The sequence below is a fragment of the Prochlorococcus sp. MIT 1304 genome (assembly GCF_047305015.1).
Lineage (GTDB): Bacteria > Cyanobacteriota > Cyanobacteriia > PCC-6307 > Cyanobiaceae > Prochlorococcus_A > Prochlorococcus_A marinus_E.
Window position 1 is genome coordinate 878353 of the sequence record NZ_CP138974.1, and the last position, 12616, is coordinate 890968.

Sequence of the window (12616 nt, forward strand, 5' to 3'; positions counted from 1 at the left end):
TTAAGTCAAATTTTTTATTTCTCTAGCAAGTAAATCAATCTCAGCTTCTGTAGTCATTTGATGTACGCATGCTCTAAACCATTTTGGATCTTCTAAAACTCTTATCCAAATTTTTTTTCCTCCTAGTTCCTTCACGAATTTATCCTTATCTTTAATATTTTCGATATTAAAACTAACAATACCATTTAAATATTTTTTTTCTAAAACTAATTCAACACCCTTTGATTGATTTAATTCATCCCAAAGTTTTCCACTTAATCTTTTGATATTTTTGTTTTTTTCTTTTTCATGGCAGTCTTTATCCAAAAGATCTAAAGAATTCCGGAGTCCAGCAAGTAAAGGAATACAAGAGGTAGCTATTTCAAATTTCCTTGCATCATCATGAAAAAGATTATCTGAAGGCTCATAAATGCCTTGTTCTTTTTTTAATGATTTCCAACCAATTATTGTTGGATCTGTTTCATGAATAAATCTATCTGAGACATAAATGGCACCAAGTCCTTCTGGTCCACATGCCCATTTATGAGAAGTTATTGAATATAAATCAGAATAAAAAACTTCTTTTTCAATATTTATGTGCCCAAAGGTTTGAGCACCATCAACAAGTAAATAAGAGTCTTCTCGATTATTTTTTAATTCGATAGAAATTTCTTTTAAAGGAATTTTATATCCAAAGTTCCATAAGATATGAGAAATAATAAGGATCTTAGTCTTACTATTTAGATTTTTCAAAATCTCTAAAATTATATTTTCGTCGTTTAGATTTTTAATTTTTTGGATTGGAAAAATTTTGAATGTTAATTTATTTCTTCTGCAAAATTCTCGACTTGCAGCCACTACTCCAGGATGTTCACAGTCACTTATTAACAACTCTTCTCCCTCTTTCACTTTTATTCCCCAAAAGGGCAAAATCATACCGGAAGAGATGTTTTCGGTAAAAGCTACATTCTTTGAATTGACACCTAATTTTTGCGCAATGATTCTTTTTGTGGTCAATATTTCTTTGTAAATAAAAGGCCACATATTATTGGTAAATGGTCCTAAATCTTGGATAATCTCCCAAGTTTTAACTATTGCGTCTAGAGAAGATTTTGGTAATGGTCCTTGACCGCCATAGTTGAAATAATACTTATTTTTTAATGCGGGTATTTGATCTCTTAGATTATTTATCATGGAAATTTATATTATATTTTCAACTCTTGAATTTTTTTAAATATTGCCCACTAAAGTTACTGTTCTAAATTCAATATCCTCAATTACTTTCCAAGGTTCAGCACTCCTCTCTACAAATTTTAAATTTTTAAATCCTAGTTCTTTAAAATCACTTATAAACTCTGGCTCATACCATGCTCCACTAATACATCCTGTCCATAAATCGTGATCATTTTGCAATCTTAAAGGAACTTTTTTGTTAGAGACGATATCGCTAATTGCAATTCTTCCATTATCGTTTAACACTCTTTTTATGTTATTTAGTAGGTTATTTCTAGATTCTGGACTTACCAAGTTTAAAACGCAATTACTTAAAATAATATCAACTGATTTATCTGCGATTAATGGATTTAAATTTTTATCTAACTCATCAAGTTTTTCAATTGAACCTTCTAGAAATTCTGTATTGTTGAAACCTATATTTTTTGTAACTTCTTTAGAGGCTGATCTTGATAAAGAAAGCATGTCAGGATTCTGATCAACTCCAATAACTTTCCCTTCTTTCCCAACAATTTGGGCACAAATGAAAGCATTTTTGCCGCTACCACTCCCAAGATCTAAGACTATATCATTTTTTTGAACATATTTTGTTGGATCACCACACCCATAGTCTCTTTCTATAACCTCTTGAGGAATTGCTTCAAGTAAAACGGGATTAAACCCAACTGGTGTACAAAGACAACTTTCTTTTTCTTGTGCGGCTGAACCATATCTTTCTTGAATCGCATCTTTATGATCGAATTGATTAGATGCTTTATTCGATGTGTTTGTATTACAGCAACTTTCAGACATATTTTTTAAAGGACTCTTGATAAATATAGCCAAAAAAAAAGCCCCTGAAAAAGGGGCTTTTAATTTGTTTAATTAAATTATTTAGTGTAATTAACACCTCTGTAATTTAATTCTGCTTTTTCATTACTTGAAGAAGCGTCATCCATTCTGTTGGTGTATACGTTTCTTCTGTAGGTAAGTTCAACAAGTTGCTTTTTAGCAGCTTCTTTGTTTTGAACGTAGTTTTTACCTCTGTAAGTTAAAGTAGTCATGTTTCGATGTGACAACACGGCCATCCCCCGTTCCATGGTATGACTCGAACTGCGCCCTCAAATGAGGGTGAACGAAAAAGTAGCAATTGCTACCAAATTATTATAAGCGTATTTTTAACTGCATGTCTATCTTTTACAAATAGAAACGAAGATTTAATGTTTTTTTAATTATTATCTTAGGTAAATTTTTTTATAAATAGTCTCTAAAAAGGATTATGTTTATATTTGGTTTAATCTTCATTTAACTATTTATTTATGACAGGTTTTTTATATTTCTTGGGAAATACTTTAAGGTGGCCAGTGTTAAAGCCAAAAGAATTTTTTTCACTACATGCTTATTTTTCAATTATTTATTTGATAACTTTTACTTTAAGTAAATATGATGTAAGCCAATCAAATTTAGTTTTTACTTTAGGAATTCTTGCACCTCTTTTAATCGCTATTGGTCAAGGACTTCCAATTGATTGCCTTGATATGGAATCATCTTTGTTGAAGGAATTAAAAACTAAATAATATATTTCAGTTAAAAATTTTTATAAAACTTGGACAACTTCGCTTATTTCAGGAATCATTTCTTTTAACTTTCTTTCAATACCCATTTTGAGAGTCATAGTGCTGCTTGGGCAACTACCACATGCTCCTTGAAGTCTGACTTTGACAATTGGACCATCTATCTCTGCAATCTCTACATTACCTCCATCAGAAATTAAAAAAGGTCTTAGCTCGTCAAGGACTTTTTCTACATTTTCGTTTGTCAGCGAGAGTGTTTCAGTACTCATAATTTTGGATTAACTTTATAATAAGCCTAGAAAGAAATCTGATTAATTGCAAAAAAGATAATTTTCTGTTGTGACTTCATCTAAAAATCCCACTAATGACAATAGCTACTTTGATGCAGTCTTAGTAGGAGGAGGGATAATGAGTAGTACTTTAGCCCTCCTGATTTCAGAAGTTTTACCAGATATAAAATTTCTTATTATAGAAAAATTAAATGCTCCAGGAAGTGAAAGTACTGGCGCTTTTAATAATGCAGGTACAGGACATGCGGCTAATTGCGAATTAAACTATACCCCTTTAGATGAAAAAGGAAATTTAAAAATAGATAAAGCGCTCTCAATAAATCGTTCTTTTGAAACATCCATGTCTTTATGGGCATCATTGTATGAAGCAGGGAAAATTGATATTAAGAAGTTTCTAAAATTTATTCCTCATATTAGCTTTGTGTCTGGTCAGGATAATATTTCTTTTTTAAAAAAAAGATTTCAGAAAATGACCGAAAATCCTGAATTTATCGATATGGAATTTTCTTCATCTTTTGATGAAATTTCATCATGGGCTCCTCTAATAACAAAAGATAGAAATCCATCTACTCAAATTGCAGCTACCAGAATAGGAAGAGGAACTGATATTAATTTTGAGGCTTTAACTAAAGAGTATTTGTCTTTAGTTTCCTTAAACAAAAATGTTGAAATTAGATACAAAACAGAATTAGTAGATTTAAAGAAAATTGATAAAAAACAATGGGAACTAGAAATTAGTTCTGAAGGTAGAAAAACTTCAATTAGAACTGGCTATGTTTTTCTTGGTGCTGGTGGAAAAACAATTAATTATTTACAAAAATCAAAAATTCCAGAAGCAAAAAGTTATGGTGGATTTCCTGTTAGTGGGAAATGGCTTATTTGCGAGAAAAAAGATCTAACAGAAAAACATAACTCAAAAGTTTATGGTAAAGCTGATATTGGATCGCCACCAATGTCTGTACCTCATCTAGACACTAGATGGATTGATAATAAAAAACTTCTTTTATATGGACCTTTTGCTGGATTTACAACGAAATTTTTAAAACAAAGTTCATATTTTGACTTATTTAGTTCAATTAAAAAGAATAATATTTTTTCTATGTTAGACGTTGGTTTCAAGAATAATGATTTAATTAATTACTTAATATCACAATCATTAAAGAACCATAACTCAAGAGTTGAAAATTTAAAGAATATGATGCCTTCAGCTAATTCGTCTGATTGGTATTTAAAGAATGCTGGGCAAAGAGTCCAAATAATTAAAAAAACTGAAGCTGGTGGTTCTTTGAAATTTGGAACTGAGATTGTGAATTCATCTGATGGATCATTATCTGCTTTGTTAGGGGCATCTCCCGGAGCAAGTACTGCGGTCTCAATTATGGTTAAGGTTCTAGAAAAATCTGTCTTTTTTTTAAACGACAAGCATAATCTTCAGAAAAAAATAAATGACTTAATCTATCCAGAACTATCGGACTCTGAAAATAATAGTACCTTCATAAAAGACATCAAAAAAAGAAATAATTCCATTTTTGGTTTCCATCCATAATTCTAATTAGCTAGTATTAATCAAGATGTAATAAGAGGAGAATTTTTCTTTCTATATGACTGATATATCGGTTTCAAAAATTAGAAATTTCTGCATAATTGCTCATATTGACCATGGTAAATCTACCCTTGCAGATAGGTTGCTCCAAGATACTGGTACTGTGCAGCAAAGGGATATGCAAGAACAATTTTTGGACAGTATGGATCTTGAAAGAGAGAGAGGAATTACTATCAAGTTACAAGCCGCTAGGATGAAATATAAAGCTGATGATTCTCAAGAATATGTTTTGAACTTAATAGATACTCCAGGGCATGTTGATTTCTCTTATGAGGTTAGTAGATCTCTTCAAGCTTGTGAAGGCGCCTTACTTGTTGTTGATGCAAGTCAAGGAGTAGAAGCTCAAACCTTAGCTAATGTTTATCTTGCCTTAGAAAATAATCTTGAAATAATTCCTGTTTTAAATAAAGTAGATTTGCCAGGGGCTGATGCTGAAAAAATAAAACAAGAAATTGAGGAAATTATTGGACTTGATACATCTAATGCAATAAATTGTTCAGCAAAAACTGGAGTTGGTATTAAAGATATTTTGGAAGCAATCGTAAGAAGAGTACCTCCTCCTCAAGATGAAATTAAACTACCTACGAAGGCACTGATTTTTGATTCTTATTATGATCCTTACAGGGGAGTTATTGTTTATTTCAGGGTGATATCTGGGTCTCTAAATAAGAGAGAAAAAATATTATTAATGGCAAGTAAGAAAAATTACGAACTAGATGAGATAGGAATAATGGCGCCTGATCAGCAGCAAGTTGATGAATTACATGCAGGAGAAGTTGGTTATTTAGCTGCTTCTATAAAATCAGTTGCTGATGCGAGAGTGGGAGATACGATTACTCTTTTAAATTCACCTGCCAATGATCCTTTGCCTGGATATAAGACAGCAAATCCTATGGTTTTTTGTGGCTTATTCCCGACTGATGCTGATCAATTCCCAGATTTAAGAGTATCACTAGAAAAATTACAATTATCTGATGCAGCTTTAAAATATGAGCCCGAAACTAGTAGCGCAATGGGCTTCGGATTTAGGTGCGGATTCCTAGGACTTCTTCATATGGAGATTGTTCAAGAAAGGTTAGAAAGAGAATATGACTTGGATCTAATCGTAACGGCACCATCAGTTATCTATAAAGTTAATTTAAATCATCAGGAACATATCTTTATTGATAATCCTTCTACAATTCCTGATCCACAACTTAGAGAATCAATAGAAGAGCCTTATGTGAAAATGGAAATTTATGCTCCCAATGAATTTAATGGAACATTAATGGGTTTATGTCAGGAAAGAAGGGGAGTATTTATAGATATGAAATACATAACAACAGATCGAGTTACCTTGATTTATGAAATTCCATTAGCAGAAGTTGTTACAGATTTCTTTGATCAAATGAAAAGTAGAACCCAAGGTTATGCATCAATGGAATATCATTTGATGGGCTATAGAAAAAATGACCTTGTTAGATTAGATGTTCTAATAAACTCAGAAAGAGCAGATCCATTAACTTCGATTGTTCATAAAGATAAGGCTTACGGAATTGGCAGAAGTTTAGTTGAGAAATTAAAAGAACTTATTCCAAAACAACAATTTAAAATACCTATTCAAGCATCAATCGGTAGCAGGATTATTGCAAGTGAAAGCATAAGTGCTTTGCGAAAAGATGTTTTATCTAAATGTTATGGAGGGGATATTTCTAGGAAAAAGAAACTTTTAAAGAAACAAGCCAAAGGTAAAAAGAGGATGAAGGCAATGGGTAAAGTTGAAGTCCCTCAAGAAGCTTTTATGGCAGTCTTGAAATTAAACCAGTAATTTCTTTTAATTTAAAATTTATAGCTATTTATTTTTTAAAGAATTGGGTATATTTCATTTATATCTTTAAAAAAGATTTTGGATATTAACTCATTTTATCGTGTCGGCTCAAATATCAGAAAAGCTGGGTTTCTAATTGTACTTTTTTATCTTCTTGTCGTTTTAATAATGAAATTTTTAGAGGCCAATAATTTTTTTGGCTATTCATTTTCAATGTTAAGCAATGATATCTTTGCCCCTCCTTCTCTTAATCATTTTTGTGGCACAGATAGATTAGGAAGAGATGTTTGCTTAAGAACTTTGCAAGGATCATCATTAGCGATAGAAGTTGTATTCTTAGCTATTCTTTTTTCATTAAGTTTGGGTTTGCCATTGGGATTATTAAGTGGATATTTTGGAGGTTTTTTTGATAAATGCTTATCACTAATAATGGATACAATTTTTTCAATACCTGTAATTTTGCTTTCAGTTGTTGTCGCTTTTGTATTGGGTAAGGGTATCCTTAACGCGGCTTTGGCATTGTGTATTGTTTACTCTCCTCAGTATTTTAGATTAATCAGAAATCAGACAATATTGGTTAAATCCGAAACTTATGTGGAGGCAGCTCAAGTTGCAGGAGCTGATGTTAAAAAAATTATTTTTAAATATATTCTCCCAAATGTAATAACACCGTTGCCTATTCTGCTTACCCTAAATGCTGCAGATGCTGTTTTGGTATTAGGAAGTTTAGGATTTTTAGGCCTTGGCGTTCCTGCAGATGTCCCAGAGTGGGGAGGTGATTTAAATCTGGCTCTTGCCGCTTTACCTACAGGTATCTGGTGGACGGCTTTGTTCCCAGGTTTGGCAATGTTTTTTTTAGTTTTAGGTCTTTCTTTTATAGGAGAGGACCTTGAAGAAATTTTCGATAGTCAAAATTCTGAATAAATTTAGTTATCTGTAATAGGATCAAGTTCTCCGTTATCATTCAACTTTGGATATTCTTTAGCTGATTTTTTATACACTGCAGCTAATTCTGGGTAACACCATTCAAAAAGTGTTTTTTGATATTCATCCATGTTTAATCCTTCTCCATTAGCTGGCAATATACCTTTATTTTTTCTTTGGCGAACAGCTTCAAATAATAATATTGAAGCAGCAACTGAAACATTCAGAGATTGAACCATACCTCTCATTGGTATAAAAATTGATTGATCAACCATTGATTTAAGTTCATTACTTAGTCCCCATTTTTCTGCTCCTAAAACAAAACATGTATTTTGAGAATAATCAAAATTTCTATAATCTACTGATTCACTATTAAGAGTTGTTCCATATAATTTAAAACCCTTATTCTTTAAATCAGATATTGCCGTGATAGTGTTTTCATGATTATTCAGTTTTACCCATTTTTGACTTCCTTGAGCGGTACTATTAAAAGTCTTAACGGCATTCGTTTTGCTAATAAAATTTGCTTCGAAAACTCCTGCTGCATCACATGTCCTTAATATCGCAGATAAATTATGTGGTTTATTGACATCCTCAACTAAAACAGTCAAGTTTTTCATTCTGCAATCTAAAACACTTTTGATTCGTTCAAATCTTCTTGGCAAAATTGACATTTATAATTTTTTCACACTTTAAAATTATATTCAAAAAATATTGATTACCTATTAAATCTCTTGGTTTATAATATTTTGGTAGTTTAAATTAACTCAATGGCATACATAGAATGGGACTATACAGTAATAACAAGTATGGTAGAAAAACAAGGGTGGGATTTACCTGATCGTGAATCGGAAGAATGGAATAAATTTAAAGATGAATTAGGAGAAAAAATGAGAGGTGTTGGACTTATTTTTGAAAAATATTGTAAATTTACTCCTGACGTAGGTGAAGGAGTTCATCTTCTAGATGATTGATCATAAATAATTTTAAACCATTGATGTATCCCTTAATCAATGGCTTATTAATTAATAAGATAATATAATTTCACTAAATTAGAACTGGCAAATATTAAGGCTTTATAAAGCTTGTATTCAAAAAAAAATTTTTTATTCCACAAAAAAGTTATTTAATTTCTATATTTGAATAAAAATATGAAAAATAAATTAACCTTCTTATTCGATGGTGGTTGTCCACTTTGTTTGAGAGAAACAAATTTTCTTAAAAAAAGAGATACCTCAAATCAAATTGCATTTGTAGATATTAATAGTAAAGATTATGATCAAAGTCTTTTTAATAACATCTCATATTCAGAAGCTATGTCAAACCTGCATGGGATTACTGAAAATGATGAAATTATTAGGGGATTAGACGTACTTGCATATTCTTATGAATTAGTTGGTTTAGGCTGGGTTTATTATCCCTTGAAGATTAAGCTCTTATCTCCATTATTGAGATTGGTTTACAGATATTGGGCAAAATATAGACTTCAAATTACAGGTAGATCCGATATTGAAAAACTTTGTACCTCACAATGTGAACAATAAATATGGAAAGTATCGATATAGACAGAGTAATAGAAATGTGCTGGGAAGATAGAACACCCTTTGAAGCTATCGAGTATCAATTTGGTTTAAAAGAGGAAGATGCGATAAAAATTATGCGTCAAAATCTTAAACCCAAATCTTTCAAAGTCTGGAGAAAGAGAGTTTCGGGAAGAAATACAAAACATATGGCCCTTAAAGATTCAACTAGATTTAAATCTACTCATAAAAGAAAATTATAAATTTTGAAAAATCTTTCTACTAAAACTTGTCCTGTTTGCAATAGGCCGTTTGAGTGGCGTAAAAAATGGAAAAACTGTTGGGATGATGTTATCTACTGTTCAAAAAGGTGTAGTAACAGGAAGTCGCAAAGATGAAACAAGTATCAATTATTTTCCCGAATCAACTTTTTAGAGAAAGCCCAATCTTAAAAATAAATTGTGAAGTTTTGATTTTGGAAGACTCATTATTTTTTGGAAATGATAAATTTCATAAATTAATTAATCATAAAAATAAGTTGGTTTTTCATAGAGCATCTATGCTCGCTTATAAAAATTATTTAGAAATATCTGGCTTTAAAGTTTTATATATCGAAAACAAGAATAATGTTTCTACAGTTGATTACTTATCGGAATTTATTAAAAATAAATATCAGAAAATAAATCTCATTGACCCTCATGATTTTTTAATATTGAAGAGGATTAATAATTTTGTCGAAAGTAATAATTTAGATTTAAATATTTTACCTTCTCCTATGTTTATGAGCCGTGAAGATTTAAAAGATTTATTTGTATCAAATGCAAAAAAACCTCTTATGGGGAGATTTTATGAGAATCAAAGAAAGAGCCAAAAGATATTAGTTAATCCTGATGATACACCTGAAGGTGGTAAATGGAGTTTCGATGAAATGAACAGAAAAAAATTACCAAAAAAAATAAATATACCCGATACACCTAAATTACAAAAAAATAAATTTGTAGTTAATGCAGAAAGGTCATTAGCCAATTTTGATATTGAGTTTATTGGTGAAAGCAATAACTTTTTATATCCAACTAATTTTGAAGAGGCAGATGAATGGTTAAATGATTTTTTTAAACATAGATTTTTTTTATTTGGAGATTATGAGGATGCTATTTCTAAGGAAAATTCTTTTTTATGGCACAGTTTACTTTCTCCTCTTTTAAATAGCGGCTTATTAACACCAGATGTAGTAGTAAATAAAGCATTACTTTTTGCAAAAAATAATAATGTTCCTATCAACTCTTTAGAGGGTTTTATTCGTCAAATTATTGGATGGAGAGAATTTATTTGCCTCGTCTATAAAAAGTACGGAACAAAGATGCGAAACAGTAATTTTTGGAATTTTGAAGAGAAGCCAATTCCAAAATCTTTTTATCAAGGAAATACAGGAATTGAACCTGTAGACGTTGTTATAAAAAATATTATTAAATTTGGTTATTGTCATCATATTGAGCGGCTAATGATTGTTGGCAACTTTATGCTTTTATGTAGAATTCACCCCAACCAAGTTTATAAATGGTTTATGGAAATGTTTATTGATTCGTATGATTGGGTTATGGTCCCAAATGTTTACGGAATGAGTCAGTTTAGTGATGGTGGAATCTTTTCAACAAAGCCATATATATCAAGCTCTAATTATGTAAAAAAAATGTCTAATTTTAAAAGCGGCCCATGGTGTGAAATATGGGATGGCTTATTTTGGAAATTCATTAAAGATAATGAAAGCTTTTTTAGAAAGCAATATCGTCTGGCAATGTTAACTAGAAATCTCGATAAAATGTCAGAGGAAAAATTAAATAATCACCTAAAAACGGCCGATAAATTTTTAAGAGATATTCAATAAATTAAGGGTAATCATCTACAGTTGGCTTTGAAAAATTAAAAGAATATTATGTTATGAAGAAATATTAAGTACGGATGTTAGCTTAGAAAAAATTAGATTTATCTAATGGAAATTGGAACACTTTTTTTAAAAAGTAATTCGACGGGAATTATCACTTTTTCTGAATTAGATTGGATAACTACCCATCAATCTAATTTTACTAGGTTGGAGGAAGCCATAGCAATTAAATTAGGCAGAAAGCTTGATGCAGGATCTATCAATATTGGTTTCCGTTTGAAATCCTGAATAAGTTTTTATTTTAATAATGAAGTATCAAAAAGAGAAAAAAATATTTTTTCGGGAAAGAATCCATTCTTTAAATATCTTTCTTTTTTTAGGATTTAATCTTTCACTTATTTCTATCTTAGGTTTTATTTGGTTTAATTCTGTAATTGAAAAAGTAGTTTAAATTTTTAAATTTTTTGTATATTAAAGTTATCTTTAAAAATTAATTATATTTTGAGCATAGGATATTTACAAAGAAAGGCAGCTTGGGAAATTTTATTAAAAGTTAGTTCTGGTGATTTTTCTGATCATGCTCTTGAAAAGGTTTTAAAAAATTATCAATTTAATCCTCTTGATATAGCTTTTATTACGGAATTATCTTTTGGATGCATAAGGTATAGAAAATTTCTTGATCTTTGGACGGATCACACATCAAAAATTACTCATAAAAAGCAGCCTCCAAAGTTAAGATGGCTTCTACATATAGGTTTGTATCAACTATTGAAAATGGATAAAATCCCATTTCCTGCTGCTATTTCTACCACTGTAGAAGTAGCTAAAAAAACTGATTTAAATGGTTTAGCGGGAACTGTAAATGCGATATTGAGAAATGCATCAAGAAAATTAGAACAAAAAATCTTTCCGGAATTATCTTCTGATAGAAAAGAAAGAATTTCATATCTTGAATCATTTCCATTATGGCTTGTAAAGGATCTTTATAAATGGGTCGGCAATAGCGAGGGTGAAAATATCATTAAGGCATTAAATAAAAAACCATCAATTGATTTGAGAATTAACAAATTAAAAACTAATTTAGATAACTTTTTGAAAGTACTTCATGAAAATAAAATTGATGCTGAAATTATTAAAGATTTACATAATGGAATTACTTTAAAATCTAATCCAAGATCTATAAAAAATTTACCAGGATATAGTGATGGACTTTGGACAATTCAAGATAGATCTTCTCAGTGGATAGCTCCTCTCTTGAATCCAAAACAAGGTGAAAAGATTTTAGATGCTTGTGCAGCTCCAGGAAGTAAGTCTACCCACCTTGCAGAATTAACAAATGATAGTTCTGAAATCATTGCCGTAGATAGATCGGCAAAAAGATTGAAAATACTGCAATCAAATTTAGAAAGGTTAAATTTGAAATCTGTTAATACCCTTAAGGCTGATGCTACGAGTTTGATTGAATTAAATCCTAAGTTTATATCTTATTTTGATAAGATTTTATTAGATGCTCCATGTTCAGGCATTGGAACTCTTTCCAGGAATCCAGATTCTAGATGGTCTTTAAGTAAAGAAAAAATAAAATCTTTAACTTTATTGCAGGAAAAACTTTTGGACAGTATTTTCCCTCTTTTGAAAAAAGATGGTACTTTAGTTTATTCAACTTGTACAATTTGTCCCGATGAAAATAATCTATTAATTGAACGATTTATTGAAAAAACAAAACTTTAAAATTGGTTAGCGAAAAGCAAATTTTACCTAGCTTGGATTACCCTGGCGATGGATTTTATTCTGCAATAATTTCTTATAAATCTTAAAAATATAA

The 12616-nt window shown here is 30.4% G+C and carries 15 protein-coding genes and 1 pseudogene; 11 read left to right on the forward strand and 5 right to left on the reverse strand.

Annotated features, from left to right (window positions below; all coding sequences use genetic code 11):
• The 3 genes from SIB45_RS04910 to SIB45_RS04920 all read right to left on the reverse strand — a co-directional run bounded on the left by SIB45_RS04910 (nucleotide 1) and on the right by SIB45_RS04920 (nucleotide 2255).
• Nucleotides 1-1173: an aminotransferase class V-fold PLP-dependent enzyme gene (locus tag SIB45_RS04910; RefSeq protein WP_011862437.1), complete on the reverse strand. Its 1173-nt coding sequence runs from the start codon at nucleotides 1171-1173 to the stop codon at nucleotides 1-3.
• Nucleotides 1174-1209: 36 nt separating this feature from the next.
• The gene (locus SIB45_RS04915; protein ID WP_011862438.1) at nucleotides 1210-2004 is read right to left on the reverse strand and encodes a methyltransferase domain-containing protein; all 795 of its coding nucleotides are present in this window, start codon (nucleotides 2002-2004) and stop codon (nucleotides 1210-1212) included.
• 77 nt (nucleotides 2005-2081) lie between these two features.
• On the reverse strand, nucleotides 2082-2255 hold the full coding sequence (locus SIB45_RS04920) for a DUF4278 domain-containing protein (RefSeq protein ID WP_071813219.1): 174 nt from the start codon (nucleotides 2253-2255) through the stop codon (nucleotides 2082-2084).
• Between the two features lie 255 nt (nucleotides 2256-2510).
• On the opposite strand from SIB45_RS04920, the gene SIB45_RS04925 reads away from it, so the two are divergent.
• Nucleotides 2511-2768, forward strand: coding sequence for a hypothetical protein (locus tag SIB45_RS04925; RefSeq protein ID WP_011375974.1), 258 nt, complete (start codon nucleotides 2511-2513; stop codon nucleotides 2766-2768).
• A gap of 20 nt (nucleotides 2769-2788) precedes the next feature.
• Here the strand turns inward: SIB45_RS04925 and SIB45_RS04930 are convergent, their stop codons facing one another.
• Complete coding sequence (locus SIB45_RS04930) at nucleotides 2789-3034, reverse strand: NifU family protein (RefSeq protein ID WP_002805305.1); 246 nt, start codon at nucleotides 3032-3034, stop codon at nucleotides 2789-2791.
• A gap of 70 nt (nucleotides 3035-3104) precedes the next feature.
• On the opposite strand from SIB45_RS04930, the gene SIB45_RS04935 reads away from it, so the two are divergent.
• The 3 genes from SIB45_RS04935 (at nucleotide 3105) to SIB45_RS04945 (ending at nucleotide 7389) form a co-directional block, all read left to right on the forward strand.
• Complete coding sequence (locus tag SIB45_RS04935; RefSeq protein ID WP_011862439.1) at nucleotides 3105-4601, forward strand: malate:quinone oxidoreductase; 1497 nt, start codon at nucleotides 3105-3107, stop codon at nucleotides 4599-4601.
• Nucleotides 4602-4656: 55 nt separating this feature from the next.
• The gene (lepA, locus tag SIB45_RS04940) at nucleotides 4657-6465 is read left to right on the forward strand and encodes a translation elongation factor 4 (RefSeq protein ID WP_011862440.1); all 1809 of its coding nucleotides are present in this window, start codon (nucleotides 4657-4659) and stop codon (nucleotides 6463-6465) included.
• A 168-nt stretch (nucleotides 6466-6633) separates the two neighbouring features.
• On the forward strand, nucleotides 6634-7389 hold the full coding sequence (locus SIB45_RS04945; RefSeq protein WP_011862441.1) for an ABC transporter permease: 756 nt from the start codon (nucleotides 6634-6636) through the stop codon (nucleotides 7387-7389).
• A gap of 2 nt (nucleotides 7390-7391) precedes the next feature.
• On the opposite strand, the gene trmH is transcribed toward SIB45_RS04945, so the two are convergent.
• Nucleotides 7392-8063, reverse strand: coding sequence for a tRNA (guanosine(18)-2'-O)-methyltransferase TrmH (gene trmH / locus SIB45_RS04950; RefSeq protein ID WP_011862442.1), 672 nt, complete (start codon nucleotides 8061-8063; stop codon nucleotides 7392-7394).
• Nucleotides 8064-8159: 96 nt separating this feature from the next.
• On the opposite strand from trmH, the gene SIB45_RS04955 reads away from it, so the two are divergent.
• The 7 genes and pseudogenes from SIB45_RS04955 (at nucleotide 8160) to SIB45_RS04985 (ending at nucleotide 12608) form a co-directional block, all read left to right on the forward strand.
• Nucleotides 8160-8363, forward strand: a complete 204-nt coding sequence (locus tag SIB45_RS04955) for a hypothetical protein (RefSeq protein WP_011862443.1) — start codon at nucleotides 8160-8162, stop codon at nucleotides 8361-8363.
• 177 nt (nucleotides 8364-8540) lie between these two features.
• Nucleotides 8541-8933 (forward strand): thiol-disulfide oxidoreductase DCC family protein, encoded by a 393-nt coding sequence (locus SIB45_RS04960; protein WP_011862444.1) that lies wholly within the window; start codon nucleotides 8541-8543, stop codon nucleotides 8931-8933.
• Between the two features lie 2 nt (nucleotides 8934-8935).
• Nucleotides 8936-9172: a TIGR03643 family protein gene (locus tag SIB45_RS04965; RefSeq protein WP_011862445.1), complete on the forward strand. Its 237-nt coding sequence runs from the start codon at nucleotides 8936-8938 to the stop codon at nucleotides 9170-9172.
• Nucleotides 9173-9175: 3 nt separating this feature from the next.
• Nucleotides 9176-9307, forward strand: a complete 132-nt coding sequence (locus tag SIB45_RS04970; RefSeq protein WP_071813202.1) for a DUF2256 domain-containing protein — start codon at nucleotides 9176-9178, stop codon at nucleotides 9305-9307.
• Nucleotides 9304-10794, forward strand: coding sequence for a cryptochrome/photolyase family protein (locus SIB45_RS04975; RefSeq protein WP_011862447.1), 1491 nt, complete (start codon nucleotides 9304-9306; stop codon nucleotides 10792-10794). The genes SIB45_RS04970 and SIB45_RS04975 overlap by 4 nt, the downstream gene beginning before the upstream one ends.
• 105 nt (nucleotides 10795-10899) lie before the next feature.
• Nucleotides 10900-11079: a hypothetical protein gene (locus SIB45_RS04980; protein WP_011862448.1), complete on the forward strand. Its 180-nt coding sequence runs from the start codon at nucleotides 10900-10902 to the stop codon at nucleotides 11077-11079.
• Between the two features lie 213 nt (nucleotides 11080-11292).
• Nucleotides 11293-12608: pseudogene (locus SIB45_RS04985) on the forward strand (16S rRNA (cytosine(967)-C(5))-methyltransferase).
• Nucleotides 12609-12616: the final 8 nt, after the last annotated feature.